The sequence below is a fragment of the Gemmatimonadota bacterium genome, assembly GCA_009838645.1.
Classification (GTDB): Bacteria; JAAXHH01; JAAXHH01; order JAAXHH01; family JAAXHH01; genus JAAXHH01.
In genome coordinates, this window is record VXRC01000023.1 from 19,040 (window position 1) to 35,679 (window position 16,640).

The 16,640-nt window shown below is 59.7% G+C and carries 20 protein-coding genes; 11 read left to right on the plus strand and 9 right to left on the minus strand.

The genetic code is table 11. The annotated features are described in order from the left end of the window. Positions 1–9: 9 nt before the first annotated feature. A complete protein-coding gene (locus F4Y38_06315; GenBank protein MXY48902.1) occupies positions 10–759 on the minus strand; it encodes an SDR family oxidoreductase in 750 nt (249 codons plus the stop codon). After that, entirely contained in the window at positions 756–1,664 is a 909-nt protein-coding gene (locus F4Y38_06320; protein ID MXY48903.1) for a phytanoyl-CoA dioxygenase family protein, read from the minus strand. Before F4Y38_06320 ends, F4Y38_06315 begins: the two co-directional genes overlap by 4 nt. Positions 1,665–1,724: 60 nt before the next feature. Between F4Y38_06320 and F4Y38_06325 the strand changes: the two genes are divergently transcribed. After that, entirely contained in the window at positions 1,725–2,159 is a 435-nt protein-coding gene (locus tag F4Y38_06325) for a nuclear transport factor 2 family protein (GenBank protein MXY48904.1), read from the plus strand. A 32-nt stretch (positions 2,160–2,191) separates the two neighbouring features. On the opposite strand, the gene F4Y38_06330 is transcribed toward F4Y38_06325, so the two are convergent. After that, on the minus strand, positions 2,192–2,884 hold the full coding sequence (locus F4Y38_06330) for a hypothetical protein (protein ID MXY48905.1): 693 nt from the start codon (positions 2,882–2,884) through the stop codon (positions 2,192–2,194). A 312-nt stretch (positions 2,885–3,196) separates the two neighbouring features. Next, a complete protein-coding gene (locus F4Y38_06335) occupies positions 3,197–3,502 on the minus strand; it encodes a hypothetical protein (GenBank protein MXY48906.1) in 306 nt (101 codons plus the stop codon). Between the two features lie 432 nt (positions 3,503–3,934). On the opposite strand from F4Y38_06335, the gene F4Y38_06340 reads away from it, so the two are divergent. From F4Y38_06340 to F4Y38_06350, 3 genes are all read left to right on the plus strand, one after another. Continuing rightward, positions 3,935–4,867: an asparaginase gene (locus F4Y38_06340; protein MXY48907.1), complete on the plus strand. Its 933-nt coding sequence runs from the start codon at positions 3,935–3,937 to the stop codon at positions 4,865–4,867. A gap of 164 nt (positions 4,868–5,031) precedes the next feature. Continuing rightward, a complete protein-coding gene (locus F4Y38_06345) occupies positions 5,032–5,766 on the plus strand; it encodes a hypothetical protein (protein ID MXY48908.1) in 735 nt (244 codons plus the stop codon). 104 nt (positions 5,767–5,870) lie between these two features. Continuing rightward, positions 5,871–6,629, plus strand: a complete 759-nt coding sequence (locus F4Y38_06350) for a carbohydrate-binding family 9-like protein (protein MXY48909.1) — start codon at positions 5,871–5,873, stop codon at positions 6,627–6,629. Positions 6,630–6,649: 20 nt separating this feature from the next. On the opposite strand, the gene F4Y38_06355 is transcribed toward F4Y38_06350, so the two are convergent. The 3 genes from F4Y38_06355 to F4Y38_06365 form a co-directional block, all read right to left on the minus strand. After that, positions 6,650–7,030, minus strand: coding sequence for a hypothetical protein (locus tag F4Y38_06355; protein ID MXY48910.1), 381 nt, complete (start codon positions 7,028–7,030; stop codon positions 6,650–6,652). 85 nt (positions 7,031–7,115) lie between these two features. Continuing rightward, on the minus strand, positions 7,116–7,385 hold the full coding sequence (locus F4Y38_06360; GenBank protein MXY48911.1) for a hypothetical protein: 270 nt from the start codon (positions 7,383–7,385) through the stop codon (positions 7,116–7,118). Positions 7,386–7,421: 36 nt separating this feature from the next. After that, positions 7,422–7,760 (minus strand): hypothetical protein, encoded by a 339-nt coding sequence (locus F4Y38_06365; GenBank protein ID MXY48912.1) that lies wholly within the window; start codon positions 7,758–7,760, stop codon positions 7,422–7,424. 398 nt (positions 7,761–8,158) lie between these two features. Between F4Y38_06365 and F4Y38_06370 the strand changes: the two genes are divergently transcribed. From F4Y38_06370 to F4Y38_06390, 5 genes are all read left to right on the plus strand, one after another. After that, on the plus strand, positions 8,159–8,524 hold the full coding sequence (locus F4Y38_06370; GenBank protein ID MXY48913.1) for a DUF2089 domain-containing protein: 366 nt from the start codon (positions 8,159–8,161) through the stop codon (positions 8,522–8,524). Between the two features lie 33 nt (positions 8,525–8,557). Further along, a complete protein-coding gene (locus F4Y38_06375; GenBank protein ID MXY48914.1) occupies positions 8,558–9,568 on the plus strand; it encodes a hypothetical protein in 1,011 nt (336 codons plus the stop codon). Further along, entirely contained in the window at positions 9,565–10,017 is a 453-nt protein-coding gene (locus F4Y38_06380) for a hypothetical protein (protein MXY48915.1), read from the plus strand. The genes F4Y38_06375 and F4Y38_06380 overlap by 4 nt, the downstream gene beginning before the upstream one ends. 214 nt (positions 10,018–10,231) lie before the next feature. Further along, entirely contained in the window at positions 10,232–10,480 is a 249-nt protein-coding gene (locus F4Y38_06385) for a ribbon-helix-helix protein, CopG family (protein ID MXY48916.1), read from the plus strand. Between the two features lie 3 nt (positions 10,481–10,483). Beyond that, positions 10,484–10,861, plus strand: a complete 378-nt coding sequence (locus F4Y38_06390; protein ID MXY48917.1) for a type II toxin-antitoxin system VapC family toxin — start codon at positions 10,484–10,486, stop codon at positions 10,859–10,861. Positions 10,862–10,964: 103 nt separating this feature from the next. Here F4Y38_06390 and xth read toward each other — a convergent pair whose 3' ends face one another. Further along, the gene (xth, locus tag F4Y38_06395; protein MXY48918.1) at positions 10,965–11,741 is read right to left on the minus strand and encodes an exodeoxyribonuclease III; all 777 of its coding nucleotides are present in this window, start codon (positions 11,739–11,741) and stop codon (positions 10,965–10,967) included. Positions 11,742–11,746: 5 nt separating this feature from the next. Then, a complete protein-coding gene (locus tag F4Y38_06400; GenBank protein ID MXY48919.1) occupies positions 11,747–14,005 on the minus strand; it encodes a hypothetical protein in 2,259 nt (752 codons plus the stop codon). 344 nt (positions 14,006–14,349) lie between these two features. Here F4Y38_06400 and F4Y38_06405 point away from each other — a divergent pair, with 344 nt between their 5' ends. Further along, entirely contained in the window at positions 14,350–16,209 is a 1,860-nt protein-coding gene (locus tag F4Y38_06405) for an MBL fold metallo-hydrolase (protein MXY48920.1), read from the plus strand. Between the two features lie 90 nt (positions 16,210–16,299). Continuing rightward, on the plus strand, positions 16,300–16,640 hold a 341-nt coding region (locus F4Y38_06410; protein ID MXY48921.1), incomplete at its 3' end, for a DUF2961 domain-containing protein.

Sequence of the window (16,640 nt, forward strand, 5' to 3'; positions counted from 1 at the left end):
TGATTTCAATCAGGCCGCGCTCCATCCTCCGTCGACCATCAACACGGAACCGGTCGTAAAGGATGCCTGGTCGGAAGCCAGATACAGGATGGCTTGTGCCACTTCTTCGGGTGCACCGAAACGGTCCATGGGGTGCTTTTTCTTCAGCCGTTCGTACATGGCGGTATGAGCCTGTACGGATTCCGTCATGGGGGTATCCACCCAGGCCGGCGCTACGGCGTTGACCCGTATCCCGCGATCTGCGAACTCGACGGCCAGGACACGCGTCAACTGGTCGAGTCCCGCCTTGGAGGCGCCATAGGCCGCCGACTTCTTCATACCCGATTGCGCGAGGATCGAACTTACGTTGACGATACTCCCGGCGCTCCGGGAGACCATCCCCGGCAGGACGGCGCGGATGAGCCGGAACGCTCCCGACAAATTGGTCCCGATAATCTGGTCCCAGATTTCGTCTGATGTTCTTTCGGCGTCCATCAATGGACCGGTCCCCGCGTTGTTGACCAGCACGTCGATCTTCCCAAAGGTGGCCGTCGTCTGGTCGACCATCCGCTGGCAATCTTCGGTGATGGCCACATCCCCGGTAACGGCCAAAGCTCGTCCGCCCGTAGCCTCTATGACGGAAACGACTTCATCCAGCGGAGCCTTCCTGCGCCCCGTGACGCAAACGGCCGCGCCTTCCTCGGCAAAGAGTCTCGCCGTAGCGGCCCCGATCCCCGTTCCGCCGCCCGTAATGAGCGCGACGCGACCTTCCAGTTTCAATGCCGGCTCTCCCGGAGTGTGTGCTCGGTCATTGCGCCCTCGGCCAGTGCGCCGTCGATCAGCTCGCCGCCGGTCAGCGCACCTTCTCCGAAGATTACGGGGAAGGTCTCTCCCGTCTTGACCGCCCGCGTGGACGCGTCCATGTACGCGATGCTGAATGCCCGGCGGGGCTTGCCGGTGGAATTGCGGGCCGACCGGTGCAGGAGCAGGTTGTTCAGCAAAATGGCCTCGCCCGCCTCGGCTTCCATGTAGATACAGTCTTCATCGCGTGCGTATCTGGCCTGGTCCTCCTCCGTTGGGAAGTGCATCTCGTTGATCACGCCGTGCTTGTGGCTGCCGGGCACGACCTGCATGCAGCCGTTTTCCACCGTCGCCGAATCAAGGGCGGTCCAGATGGTCGTCTCCGGATTCGCATCCAGCCCCCACCCGATGCCGACGTCCTGGTGCCAGGGGAGATGGGTGCCGTGCTCGGCCGGTTTGTTCATGAACATGGCCCGGAAGATGGAGACGTTCGGACCGATCAGGGCCTCCGTGACCTCCCGGAAAAACGGATGCTGCATGTATCCAAGATACAGTGGATCCAGCTGCAGATCGTCGATGCGCCGGTAAGCGAGCGTCTCCTCGCTTTCCTCGAACGTTCGTGTCGGCAGTTGACCGTACTCGCCCGTGTCCGTGTCGCGCTGCATGGGCATGCCTTCGTAGCGGACCTTGCCCAGCATGATGTCGTCGATGCGGTCGCGCATGGCCCGCAGGTGTTCGTCGGAACCCACCCGGCCCAGGCGCAGGTAGCCTTCCTCGGCAAACCGGGCCAGCTCGCTCATGCCGAAATTATGTATGGCCATTTGGAACCTCTGCTTTCTGTCGATAAAGGAGTTCAGCAACCGTATGACGCACGATATACTCATGTCAAGCGATATTCCGAATGCCTTTGACACAAGTTACTGTGCTATTACGCTTTACCTAAAATGGCGACGTTAGGCGGTGTGCAGATCACGCAGCTGAGGACGGAGAAGACCATGACGGAACAGGACGTTCGGAACTGGCTCGACGAATATGGCCGTGCCTGGGTCGATAGCGACCCGGACCAGGTGGTGACGCTGTTTGCCGAGACGGCTACTTATCGTGAAACGCCTTTTGATGAACCAATGAGAGGACGGCACGAAATTCGGGCTTATTGGCAGAAATACGCGGTGGAAACACACGAGGACATCGAGTTCGAATCGCAGGTCTGGGCGGTCAGGAACGATACCGCGATTGCCGGCTGGCAAGCCCGTTACACTCTGCAGGCCACCGGAGCGAGGGTCAGCCTCGACGGGACGTTCAGACTCGTGTTTTCAAGCGAAACGGGCGCTCTTCAGTGTACCATCCTCGAAGAGTGGTGGCACAGAAAAGAAATGTAATCCTGTAGATTCCGATCGCCCCTGGTTAGTCTCTACAACACCCCGGCCACGCGGAAGAAGTTCTCCAGGATCTTCCGGCCGTGGGGATAGACATCGACGTAGTATTCCGGGTGGAACTGCGTGCCGTACAGGGGCCGCTCCCGGTGTTTGATCGCCTGGATCCGGCAGTTTTCGTTCGAGGCGATGAGGTCGAAATCCGGGGGCACGGTCTTCATCTCCGCGTAGTGCGACTGCCGGACGACCACCGGGTCGGGCAGCTCGTCGAACAACGGATCGGCCTTCAACGGACGCACCGGGTAGAAACCCTCTTCGCAAAAATAGCCGAGCGCATCGGGATTGGGATCGAGCACGTCGGGTTCGCCGGGCCGCAGCGGCCGCATCATCTCGTCTTCGAGTTTCGTCAGGTTGCGAAAGCCGTCGTTGAACATGAACCCCATGAGCTGGTGGCTGGCGCACAGTCCCATGGTGGGCACGTCCGCCATCGCGTTCAGCGTATCCTCGAAGCCGTAGAACGTCTCCGGGTTGAAATGCTGGAAGAAGGTCCCGCAACCGCTGAGCAGCATGGCGCAAGGCTTCAGAGGCTCGACGATCTCCGGCGTCATCTGCTCCTGGTGCAGCATCAGGCACGGCTGCCCGGAGATTTCCTCCAGCCGCCGCTTCAGCCGGAAATCCCGACCGTCCCTGTTGTAGGATTCCAGCGTCCCGATGCGAATCCAGATGATCAAGTAGTCATCCGTCCTGTATGGAAACCACACACGCACATTTCAACGAGAGTCAACCTTCTACCCCTTGGCGTCTTCCTCTTTTGTTGACTCGAGATACCCGATCAGCCCTTCATTGACTTTAAGGAGATGTATCGGGATGAGGTAGACCGTTCTCTCCGTTCAGCCTTGAAGGTATCTTGGCAACCAATTGCCTTTTGCAAGGCGTTCCATAAAGGAGGTGCCTCGAATCTCGACACAGCCGACCAGGGCTTGTCAGGATCGCGCAACGCATCTTTTAGAGGGTGCCACGGCATGCCAATCTCCGTCATGGGGTTATTTCTTGAGAATCTTCAAAATCCGATCCAGTGTTTCCCCTGTATGGACTAACGATTCTGAGTTAGCGGATGCAATTTCACTAACAAGATCAAGTTTCTCTTTGATCCCTTCCAAGTTGGTTTTCTGGTCCGCCACGTTGGTTTTCAGGTCCGCCACGTTGGTCTCGATTCCATCCAATCGGTTGTCAATTTTGAGGATGTGATTCAATATCGAACTCGAAGTATCTTCAAGACTGGATACCCTGCGTTCCAACCTGCTCATTCGACGTTTCATATCGGGAGTATCATCTATTACAGTCATCATCTGGTTCCTTACCTATCCGGGGTGGTTGTTTCGAGGGATTCGTCACAGAACGGGAGCGACCCGTAAGTCGTCGTTTCAACTGTTGTATCCATCAAGCCACCTGGCATGGGTGACTACATGAATCCCAAAACAATCAAGTCACAACGTTGGCAGATTGTCAACGCCGATTTTGTTGGCATCTCGTCAACACTCGTGTATCCCAGCCTTCTCACCTCCTATGCCATCAGATCGGAGTTTCCAGGCCGGTTTGATCTGGGCGCCGAAGGTCCAATGATCACGGGATATCATGGTCATGTCTGACTCCTTCCAAAGTTGATCCAAATAAGCCTACCACCGTTGATCCCACGCTGATATCTTAAGAGTCGCAAATCAGGTTTCCAGTCTCGTAGATAAAACACAAATCAAAACCATCATGTGAAAAGGACCGTCATAATGATCGTCATGGCTACGAACAACGGCGACGTGGGCATCCAGCAGGCGGTGGCCGCGCTCAAGGAAGGCAAGACCGCGGTAGACGCCATCGAGATCGGCATCCGGGAGGTGGAGGTGCACCGTCCCGATCGTAGCGTCGGCCTGCACGGCTATCCGAACATCCTCGGCTATCCCCAGTTGGATGCCCTCATCATGGACGGGCGCACGCGCGACGTGGGGGCCGTAGGCGCGGTTACGGGCTACGACCACCCGATCTCGATCGCCCGCTGCGTCATGGAGAAGTTGATCCACGTCTTCCTGGTGGGTGACGGCGCGGAGCGGTTCGCCAGCGAAATGGGATTCGAGAAGAGCACCTACGTGGACCCCGAGATGCCCGAGATCTATGCGAAGCACGTGCGCGAACAGCTCGGGATCGACGACCCCGAGGAACTCCAGCACACCAAAGAACTGTGGAAGCTGAGCCACCTGGCCGTCGATCCGCAGAAGGCCGGGGGCACGACCAACTTCATCGCGCAGGACGGCAACGGCGACATCTGCGTGGGCGTCAGCACGAGCGGCTGGGGATGGAAGTACCCGGGCCGCCTGGGCGATTCGCCGGTCATCAGCGCGGGCGGATTCGCGGACAACCGTTACGGCGCCGCGGCATGCACGGGCACGGGCGAGCTGGCCATCCGGACCGGCGCGGCCCGGAACGTGGTCACCTACATGAAGATGGGCATGTCGCTCGAAGAGGCCACGGCCGAGGGGCTTCGGGACATGAACGAACTGGACTCCCAACGCGTGGGCGGCGTGCAGATCATCTCCCTGGACGCCAGCGGCGCCCACATGGCGGGAACCACGAGCGACCGGAAAGGCAGCCACGTCTACATGACGGCCGACATGGACGAGCCCGAATTTGTCGAAGGCATCTCGGTGCCGTACGAAGGCGCATAAGGGAATCCGACGAGGCTGACGACGCCGTTCGGGGCCGTTCGAGGTCGGTCAAGGCCGTTCGAGGTCGGTCAAGGCCGTTCGAGGTCGGTCGGAGCCGTTCGGGGCCGTTCGAGGTCTTCGGGCCATCCCATCGCATATAAAATAAACCCGGAGGAGCATCCCGGATGAAGCTGGAGGACGCCAAGGCCCATCTCGACGAACACGGTTACGTCGTGATCAAGGAGGCGTTGACCCCGGAGCAGGCCGGTGCCCTGCGTGATCGCTCGGCCGAGCTGGCCGCAGAAGAAAAAGCCGGAGACGGTGAACACGTCTACTTCGACGGGCACGCGCAGCGGGTGTGGAACCTGGTCAACAAGGGCCGCATCTACGAGGAGATGATCCAACTGCCCCAGGTACTTGCGCTGCAGGAACACCTGCTGGGCGACGACTGCATTCTGAGCAGCTTTACCGTCAATCTCATCGGCCCCGGCGCGCCGGCCGGCGGCCTGCACGTGGACTTTCCGCTGGGCCGTTTCCCGCAACCGCCTCCACCCTTCGCCTTCTGCGCCAACACGATCTACGTGCTCGACGACTTCACGTCGGAGAACGGGGCCACGCGGATCGTTCCGGGCAGCTACAAGCGCGAATACACCCCCGATCCGGAAAAGGAATACGACGACGTCATCCAGCTGGACGCGCGCAGGGGCGATATCGTCATCATCCACGGCGCGACCTGGCACAGCAGCGGCGCCAATCGAACCGGGGAGGAACGGATGATTCTGCTGGGGTTCTTCTGTCGCTCGTTCATGAAGCCGCAGCAAGACCAGTTCAGGCTGGCGAGCCCCGAGGTCGTCGAGCGGGCGACACCAACCTTGAAGCGCCTGCTGGGATTCGAATCGCAGTCGGGCATGCGGACGTAACCCACTGACCTGAACCCACGGACCAGGACCCGCGACCCGAACTGGCTGCCCGTCGTCCAGTTCGCAACTCCTTTTCACCTTCATCACCAAAAGAAAGAACCATCATGTCCGATGCACCATCGCCGAATATCGTCCCCAAGACCTACACCTGCTACCGTACCTGCGGCCCCATCACGATCGATGGAAAGCTGAGCGAACCTTCCTGGATCCGGGCGCCTCGCACGGACCTCTTCGTCGATATCGAGGGGGACCTCAAGCCCATCCCGCGCTTCGGCACGCGCGCCATGATGCTGTGGGACGACGAGTACTTCTACGTGGCGGCCGACATGGAAGAGCCGGACGTCTGGGGCACGCTGACCAAGCGCGATTCCATCATCTGCCACGACAACGACTTCGAGGTGTTCATCGATCCCGACGGCGACACCAACCACTACATGGAGTTCGAGATCAACCCCCTGAACGCCGTGTGGGACCTGTACCTGCCCAAGCCCTACAACAAGGGCGGGAAAGCCGACCACGACTGGGACTTCGAAGGCGTGCGCCACGCCGTCCACATCGACGGCACCGTCAACTGTTCCCACGACGTGGACCGCGGCTGGTCCACCGAAATCGCCTTCCCCTGGACCAGCATGTCCGAGTACGCCGGGGTGGACTGCCCTCCGAAAACCGGGGATTCCTGGCGGGTCAACTTTTCGCGGGTCGAGTGGGAGTTCGAGCGCTACAAGGACGGCTATCTGCGGAAAGAAGGCGTGCCCTGCGACAACTGGGTCTGGTCGCCGCAGGGCGTGATCAACATGCACGTCCCCGAGATGTGGGGGCACGTGGTGTTCTCGGATACGGTCGTGGGAACAGCGGAGATGTAACGGGTAGTCGTCTTGCCCGGTCAGGTTAGTTTCATTACGGTCAAGATGACCCCCATACAGGAAACGACAACGCCGATTGTCCATCGAAATTGCGTATTCGAGTGGGCAAACATGTCCGTTCTCATCCGTTCCATGTCCGTTCTCATCCGTTCCATGTCTGTTCTCAGTACACCCAGATCTTCACGGGTCGCGAAGGCCTTCAGATCTTCACGGGTCGCGAAGGCCTTCAGATCGTCTCGTGTGACGACATGCTCCAGCTTCTCCTCGATCCTGGTCAATCGGATCTTGATGTTGTCCGAACTGTAGTAAAGATCATCTTCGATCCGCCTGATGGATTCCGCGATTTCCCGTGAACTCATCCCGGTATTGCCGGTTGGGCGTTTGCGTTTTTGATCATTCATCGTGTCTATCCTTGAGTTATGTGTTTATGCCTGGAACCATGTAATAATGGAACGCAGCCTTCAGTTTTTAACTGTAAGTGACGATTCATGGCAGAAACCATTTGAACGCCGTAACTGTAATCCCCGCCAGTGCGAGCATGCTACCTATAGTCCACCTGATCATACTGATCTTCATGTTTGTAAGGTCTTCTCGGGTTGCGAATACCTTCAAATCATCACGCGTGGCGAAGGCCTTCAGATCATCACGTGTGACGACATGTTCCAGTTTTTTCTCGATCCGCTTGACGGATGCCGCGGTTCCGCGTCGACCTGACGTTGCATCACCGGTTCGTCGTTTGTTTTTTGTGTGGTTCATTTGCGTCTAGCGATCCTCCCAATGACGGCTGTTGGTTCAGGTTAGCTTCAATACGGTCAAGATGACTCCCATGCAGGAAACGACAACGCCGATTGTCCATCGAAACAACGTATTCGTGTGGGTGATCATTTCCGTTCTCAATCCTGCAAGATCCTCCCGTGTGGCAAATGCCTTCAGATCTTCCTTTGTGGCGTATGCCTTCAGATCATCTCGGGTGGTTACATGCTCCAGTTTTTCCTCGATCCTGGTCAGTCGGATCTTGAAGTTGTCCGAACTGAAATACAGATCATCTTCGATCCGTCTGATGGACGCCTCGATTTCCCGTGAACTCATCCCGGTTTCACCGGGTGGGCGTTTGCTTTTTGGATTGTTCATCGCTCCTGTCCTCTTGTTTATATTGTGACTCCTTGATCATACCTACTTGATCATACCATTTGCATGCGGGACGCGGCCATCGCTCCGGGTTGCTTTTTGCTCTCTGATTCGCTCCTACCGAAGTCCGCCTTCGGGATCGGCGCCGCGAATCCTCCGGATCAACGCCCTTTAATCGTATCAGTAGTAGAGCGTACGAGTGATCTCGTGTTTTACTTTCTTTAATAGCGATTGGCACGGCGGAGATGACGTGTGTGATCATCTCTATGCATCACTAATACGAAATTTACTTACGATTATTTTACTCTTATTTACTAATATATAAAAAATATTTGCGTTTATATGAACATCGTTTTAATTTTTGACGATAGAGGGAAAAAACAACGAATCGTGGACATCCTATGACCGGCGACACCGATTTGAATAACGATACCGAGTTGATTAATGGCACGGATCGGATACCGAACCCGCGTTTACCCGCCCAATGCCCGGGCTGTGGCGCGGCCCTGAAAGTCACCCGCCTGGATTGTACCGAGTGCGATACGGCCGTGATAGGCGGTTTCCACCTTCCTCCGTTAGCCCGGCTTGCCTCGGAGGATCAGGCCTTCGTGCTCTGCTTTCTCCAGACCGGCGGCAATCTCAAGGACATGGCCGAACACTACGGCGTCTCCTACCCCACGCTGCGGAACCGCCTCGATGACCTGGTCGAGCATCTGGATTCGTTGGCGGCGGATCGCCCGGAGGAAGAACTCGACGAAGCAAGCTGATTCTGATGCGCATTCCATAGTAGGACGCCAGCCATGGACGCTTCCCACACCATCGCTTCCCACACACGCAAGACACCAGTCTGGCGCATGTGGCTGTTCAATCCCTTCCACTACCTGGCCGGCGGGCCGGCGCTGGCCTGGGGCCTGGCATGCATCATCTTGACCGCCTGGCTCGGCGGCGCATTCGATTACCGTTACACGGGCACGCTTTCCTTCCAGCTTTCGACGCCGACGCCAATCTGGCTCGCCATAGCGCAAGGCCTTTTGGCGTGGCTAGTTCCCAGCGCCCTGCTCTACCTTGCCGGCCGCGGTCTCAGCCGTAGCCGCGTACGCCCCATCGACGTCTTCGGTACCCAGGCCCTGGCCCGTGCGCCTGGTCTGCTCGTGGCCCTGATCGTGTTGTCCCCGCCCTTTCGCGACTTCACGGACTCTCTGATTGCCCAGGGCGCCTCTCACTTCTCTGTCGCACAGCTAACCGGCCTCATCGCGGTAGGTACGGTGATGGTGTTGCTGCTGGTCTGGATCGTGCTCCTCATGTACCGCGCCTTTTCCGTTTCGTGCCATGTCGCCGGTGGCTGGGCGATTGGTGCATTCATCGCCGCCATCGCCGTGGGCGAGGTGGCCACTGGAGCGACGGGACAGCTCCTGCAGGGCACCGTCGCTCCTCAGCCTGTTGTCAGCATTCCCGTCCAGTCCGATCAACAACATCGGGCCGCGCAGCTGACCACACGGATCCTCCAGGGGTACGAACAGGGCCGCTTTGAAACTCTGAGCTCAGAGGAGGCCACCGAGGGATTTCGCGTGGGTTTCACCGTGGAGGTACAACGTCAGAACCACCAGGCCATTCGACTGATGTTCGGCGCCTTCGAGGGCCTGGACTACGTCGAAACCCGGTACATGGACAGCCAGCCACACCTGCTGATCCACCGCTTCAGAGGCCGGTACGGGGCCGCGTCCCAGCCACCCGAAGTGCGCGTCGTCCTCGACCGGTACGGCAAGCTGGCGGGTCTTTGGATCAAGCCCTGGCAGGACGAAATGCAATGAGCACCTATCGCCACACCCAGTTCGGCACGGTCAATGTCATCATCATTATCGCCATCCTGCCGCTGGTCATTCTGCCCGCGTGGCTGGCCGGAGCGGCACCCCTCGCGTGGATGATATTGATCTTCCTGCTCGGTGTCCTGGCGCTGTTCCACAACCTGACCGTCACGATCGATGGCCAGGACCTCCGCATCAGTTTCGGCATCGGCCTGATCCGGAAGCGGTTCCCCCTGGATCGGATCGAGTCCTGCCAGCCGGTCAGAAACTCCTGGCTTTATGGTTGGGGGATCCGACTAACGCCGCGGGGCTGGCTATACAACGTATCGGGTCTGGAAGCGGTGGAGCTGAAGATGAAGAGCGGCAAGACCTGCCGCATCGGAACGGACGAGCCCGGGGTCCTGGCCGCCGCGCTTGAGGAGGCGCTGGACAGCTCGAGTACAGGAGTAGAGTAAATCCTTGAGTTGTCGAACCTACGATTCTCTTCGGTATCAGAATAGATATATGAGATGCAGGTTGATTGAGGCCTTGGTGACGTTTGTGACAGACCGACTGTGTGAAGACCATGATTCCATATTTAACTCACGCTTGTAGCATTTGCTTGCACGGAGTACCCGAATGAACGTTATTTGATGTAGACGTACGCCAAACAACTCCAAAGGGGCATCCGTGAGCAAAGGACTGGTCAGAACAGTAATCAACCTGGAAGACAAGCAGAAAGCGTGGCTGGACCAACAGGCCGCACTGCGACGTGTATCCAGGGCCTCGTTGATTCGTCAGGCAGTCAGCGAATACCAGGCCAAGGAAAGGCGTGGCTCGGATGTTTCATTGCATGAGGCACTCGAACAGACCGCAGACATCTGGCAATCCGGTGACGGCCTTGAGTACCAGGTGCAAATCCGCAAGGAATGGCTTTGAGTCATGGCGAGATACCTGCTGGACTCGGTTATCGTCATTGACCACTTCAACGGCGTTGATGCAGCGAGGGAGTTCCTGGCCGCTCACGGTCAAGATTGCGTGATATCCGTCATTACCCGCGCAGAGACGCTAGCTGGATTCCCTCCCGAATCTGAACCGTTGGCTCTCGAGCTCCTGGATCAGTTTGCCGCATTGCCAGTTACCATAGAAGTCGCCGATGCCGCCGCAAAGTTGAGACACCACCACGGCATGAAACTTCCGGATGCAATTCAAGCGCCCATTGCAATACAGGAAGGAATGTCCTTGGTCACTCGAAACACGCGAGACTTCAAGGCTGACGGTCCGGTCGCAGTGACGATCCCCTATCAATTACCTCGATAAATCCACAAGTAGAATGATTCCGCAGTGACGCCTACGCCATCGAAGAAGCGCTGGGGAATGCAAGCTGCCATCGCGGAATTGAGGTTGTGGCCGTGCACTCAACTCACCCCACCCCCACCTCAATCCCGATGGGGCAGTGGTCCGAACCCATGACGTCTGGCATGATCCACGCGTCGGAGACTGAGGGCATCAGGTCCGCGGTTACGTAGAAGTAATCGATGCGCCAGCCCACGTTCCGCTTTCTCGCTCCGGACATGAGGTGCCACCAGGTGTAGTTGTCCGGCCCTTCGTCGAATTGCCGGAAGGTATCTACGTAACCCATATCAACGATCTTGTCGATCCACTCGCGCTCCATGGGAAGGAACCCGGAGATCTTCTCGTTGTCCTTAGGACGGGCGAGGTCGATGGCGTTGTGTGCAGTATTCACGTCGCCGCAGATGACCAGCTTTTTGCCGTCCGTGCGGAGCGATTCCCAGTGCGCCAGGATGGCCTCGTAGAAATCCATCTTGTACTGCAGCCGTTGGGCGTTCTGCTTGCCGTTTGGGAAGTACACGTTGAACAGGGTGAAATCGGGATATTCCAGAACCAGAGTCCGACCTTCCGAATCGAATCGCTCCTCGCCAAACCCTTTCGCAACGCTGATGGGTTCGTGGCGCGTGTAGACACCAACGCCGCTGTATCCTTTTTTCTCCGCTTCTGACCAGTAACTCGTATATCCGTCGACATCCGTGATCTTGGCGTCCAGCTGCGACTCCTGGGACTTGGTTTCCTGGATGCACAGGATGTCCGGCGCCTCTTCCTGGAGCCACTCGATAAATCCCTTCTTCGCCACCGCCCTTACCCCGTTCACGTTCCAGCTCAACAGATTCCATGAAGACATGAAGATCACCTTTCCTGGTTGATGCTGTTATTGATTACAAATTCCACACTCACGACATCCGTCCGTTCGATCCGGTCACCTCTCGCACGGTGGCTTCGGATGGGGAAATCGTCGGCCTTGAGGTACTCGCCGGTCTCGCGGACTTCGCGATCCTGCAACGACTCCTGATCGGTCGAATCCTCTCCAGCCCCTTGCTTTAATTCCTCGACCGCCACATCCCCCAAAGTCACCACGATCTCCGGATCGACCTCTGCCGTGAAATCCAGCAACTCCGAATCCCCCGGTACGAGTTCGTAGAGCTGGTTGATCCGGCAGCGGTCCATGGTACAGCGCTTGATGCAGGCGTAGCCTTCGAGATCGCGGTAGGCGACGGTGAAGACGCGGCCCGGTTCCTCCATGGCGCAGTACAGGATATCGAGGTCGACGTACATTTTGTCAAGGGTATTGTGGACGCCCGCGACGCCTCCGGATCGCACGATCACGACGCGGTCGTAGAGGGAGACGTTGAAGAGGGGCTTGCCGCTCTCGATGGTGTAGCCCATGTACCCGGATTCAGTGTCGTAACGGAGCACCAGGTCGCGGGTCGCGGCGTCGCGTTCCTGCACCGGCGTGAAGGGTTTGACCTCCGAACGGCGGGGATGCTCGTCGCGGTAGCCGCGGATGAGCTGCTCCAGGAAATCGATGGCGAAATCCGTGAGGTGATGAAGGTTGTGGAGCACCGTCCTGAGCTGGCTTTCGATCTCCCGCATCTCGGCTTCGGCCCGGTCGATGCCGTAGCGGGTGATGCGGAAGATCGGGATGTCGAGGAGCCGGTCCAGGTCCGCTGTAGTCAGGCTGTCGGCCGTGATGATGTCTTCCACGGCGGCCATGCGCCGCGTCGCGGTCAGTTCGTGGCGGATCGCCGCCAAAAGCGACCGCACCAGGCGACGATGCGCCTCCGGTCCGTGCCCGACCGCGTCCAGGTTCCGGGCGATCATCTCGCGGCTCGGACCGTAGTGTTCGAAGTCCAGGCTGCGGTAGACGGTCGTCAGCAGGCTGCGGGCCGCGTCGCGGATCTCCGCCGGCGCGTCGTTGAGTTCGATCATGCCCCGGTCCACGGCGCGGGCCGTGGTCGAAACGGGACTGTACCGGGCGATTGCCTCGCGCACGGCGGCGTATACACCCTCGATGTTGTCGATGTCCTCGATATCCTTGTATATACGGTTTTCGATGAAGACCTGCTCGAGCCTGCGGGCGCGGAGCCGGGCGCGCAGGTCCCGCTCCTCGATCTTCAGTTCCGCTGCGAGGATCTCCAGCAGCCGGTTCGTACTGTGCCGGATCATGTCCGTCACGGTCATCACGCGGGGATGGCCGTCGCTGATGACCAGCAGGTTGGCGGAGAGGGTGACCTCGCAGGACGTGAAGGCGTACAGTCCCCGCAGGATGTCGTCGATTTCCGCGGTTTCCGTGTCGGGGTCCGTTCGGATCTCGATCTCCACATCGTCCGTGGTGTAGTCGTTCAGTCCGGACACCGCAATGCGCTTCGACCGGGCCGCCTCCTCAATGGATTTCATCAGGCTTTCCGTCGTTTCGCCGAAGGGAAGCGCGCGGACCATGACGACGCCGTCGTCCCGGGGCTCCAGCCGGGCACGTGTATACACGCGCCCGTTTCCGTCCTCGTATTCGCTTACGTCCATGAGCCCGCCTGTGGGGAAATCGGGGTACAGGTGGAAGGGCTCGCCCTTGAGGCAGGACACCTGGGCTTCCATGACCTCGATGGGGTTGTGGGGCAGGATGCGGGTGGACATGCCCACGGCGATGCCTTCGGCGCCGAGGATGAGCGCCACCGGCACCTTGGCCGGGAAGACCACCGGTTCGCGGGCGCGCCCATCGTAGGAGTCCACGTATTCCGTAATCTCCGGGCTGAGCAGCACTTCCCGGGCGAGGGGCGTGAGCCGGCATTCGATGTAGCGCGCGGCTGAAGCCTGGCCGCCCGTAAGCACCGAGCCGAAATTGCCCTGCTTGTCGATGAACAGGTCCTTGTTGGCGAGCGAGACCAGGGCGCCGAAGATGGACTGGTCCCCGTGGGGATGGAACCGCATGGTCTGGCCGACGACGTTGGCCACCTTGTGGTACTTGCCGTCGTCGATCTCGAAGAGGGTATGCAGGATGCGGCGCTGAACGGGCTTCAGGCCGTCGTCGATCTCCGGAATCGCCCGGTTCTTGACGACGTAGGTGGCGTATTCGAGGAAGTAGTGGTCGTATAGGGTTTCGACGTCGGCCAAGATCGGACCCCGGCAGTGGCGGGAACACGTATCGGTTTCCGTACGAATGCAGGCCGGAATCTGCACCGGCGCGCATCAGATTCCGGGGGAATAAAGCAATCGCTGCATTGAACTTATACGTTTCCGGGACGGATTACAATACATTTGTACCGGTGTCATGCGGTAAGGGTTGCCCGCGGGGCCTTTCCCATGCATAATGGACCAGGTTGTGCGTGGCGATCCTGCCACCTGACCCATGAACCTTTCAAACCGGCCAACCACTGGCCGAGACTACTGACCGAGACTACCGACCGGGACCACCGACCGGGACCACCGGACGAGACGAACCAAGGAGCCTTAGTTCCATGCCTTCCCATTGGAAACGAATTGAAGAAGGTATCTACCGATTTCAGGACAGTTGCATCGTCTATGCCGTCGAAGGACCGGAGGGCGTCGTGCTGGTCAACGCAGGCACCGGCGAGGCCGCGGACCACCTCGAAGAGATCGCGGGCGGCAGGCCGGTGACGGTCCTGCTCACCCACCACTTCCGCGACCACACGGACGGCGCCATCAGGCTGCACGAGAAGGGGGCCCGGATCCTCGGCCCGTACTGGGACCAGGAGTATCTCGTCGACCCGGAACAGCACTTCCGCGAACGGCAGCACTGGAACTCCTACGACAACCGGTGGGACCGCTTCTCGCCCGTCCGGCCCGTGCCGGTCGACGGCTGGCTGATGGACTACGAGACGCGCGGGATCGCGGGGCTGTCGTGGGAGGTCGTGCCCACACCCGGCATGACCAATGGCGCGAGCAGCTACGTTGTGAACGTTGGCGGCCGGCGCATCGGATTCGTCGGCGAGGTGATCTGCGGGACCGGGAAGACGACCCGCCTGGCGCCCCTGCAGTACAACTACAATGACTACACGGGTGCGTGGAACCTGTACCACGCCGTCAACCGGCTGCTCGCGGTCGGTGCGGACCGGCTGCTCCCGAGCCTGGGGGACCCGGTGGAGGATCCGGCCGGGGCCATCGCGGCCTTCAAGGCGAACCTGAAGCGCCTCGAGGAGATCCAGCCCGGCGTCGCCGAACCGATGGAGGACTCGGACGAGGACGATATCGAAGAGGTGCTGCCCCACCTGTACCGCTCGAAGTACGCCGGCGCGGAGACCCATTTCGTGCTCAGCGACACGGGCAAGGTCATGTCCATCGACTACGGCTACAACCTGAAGACCGGGTTCCAGCCGGCCAAATCCCACGTATCCAACCGCAGGCCGATCCTCCACGGGATCAGCGGGCTCAGGAAGCGCTTCGGGATCGACCGGATCGACGCGACGCTCGTCTCCCATTTCCACGACGACCACGTCAACGGCATCCCCATGCTCCAGCGTCTGTTCGGGACGGAGGTCCTGGCGGGCGCGCAGTTCAGCGACCTGCTCGAGCACCCGGTGAAGTACGACCGGCCCTGTCTCTGGCACGAGCCGATCCGGGTGGGCCGGCACATCCCCAACGGGACGACCGTCCACTGGGAGAACATCCCCATCACGCTGTATCCCATGTCGGGGCACACCCGGTTCGCCACGTTGATCTGCATGGAGATCGACGGGACCCGCGTGGTCCACACCGGCGACCAGGCCTTCTTCAACACGGAGGGCGGCGTGGGCTACCAGGCCGGTGCGCGCATGTTCACGAACCACGTCTACAAGAACGGGCTCGACCCGGGATGTTATAAAAGGTTCCTGGAAGACCTTCGGCGCTTTGAACCCGATCTGGTCATCACGGGCCATACCCGCCCGTACCGCACGTCACCCGAATGGTATGCCGAGATCGGCCGGGCCGCGGAGGCCTTCGACGACGTGCACACCACCCTCATGCTGCTGGAGGACGACGAAGCCCACTTCGGCGCCGAGTCCCAGGGCGGCAAGCTGGTGCCCTACCGGGCCCACGCGCCCGAAGACGGACCGATCGAGTTCACCGGATGGGTGCTCAACCCCTTCCCCACGGAGCAGCCGGCCCGCCTCCGGCTGGTGGGGCCCGACGGCTGGCAAAGCGAGACGGTGACCTTGTCCCTGGGACCGCGGGAACAGAAGGAGATCCGCCTGGTGCTGCACGTTCCTGAGGGCACGCAATGCCGGCGGCAGCCCGTGGCGCTGAACCTGACCGTGGGCGGGCGGCCCTTCGGGCAGGTGACCGAGGCCCTGGTGACGGTGGGAATGCCGAAGTGGTAGGTCCGGCGCGATGGTGAAGCAGTCGAGACCATCGTCTAAGTTACGTCTTGTATACTCATTGTATCCTCAACAACACGAAAGGAAGGATCCATGATCGGTCAGACCAGCCTGGCGTCGCTGCCCTCGCTGCGCGCTTACGACAGCCGCCGGATTTCCAGCTGGAATACCTCCGGAGAAAACTCCGATTTCTGGCGCATCGAAGCCGGCGAGAAGCGCGTCATCGGCGAGATCGACGAACCGGGATGCATCAAGCACCTGTGGATGACGCTTGGACTGCCGGCGGAGGACTACTGCCGGCGCATCGTACTACGCATGTACTGGGACGGCAGCGCGGAACCGAGCGTGGAGTGCCCCATCGGCGATTTCTTCGGACTCGGCCACGGCATGCGCAAGGATTTCATCACCGCGCCGCTGCAGATGAGCCCGCAGGA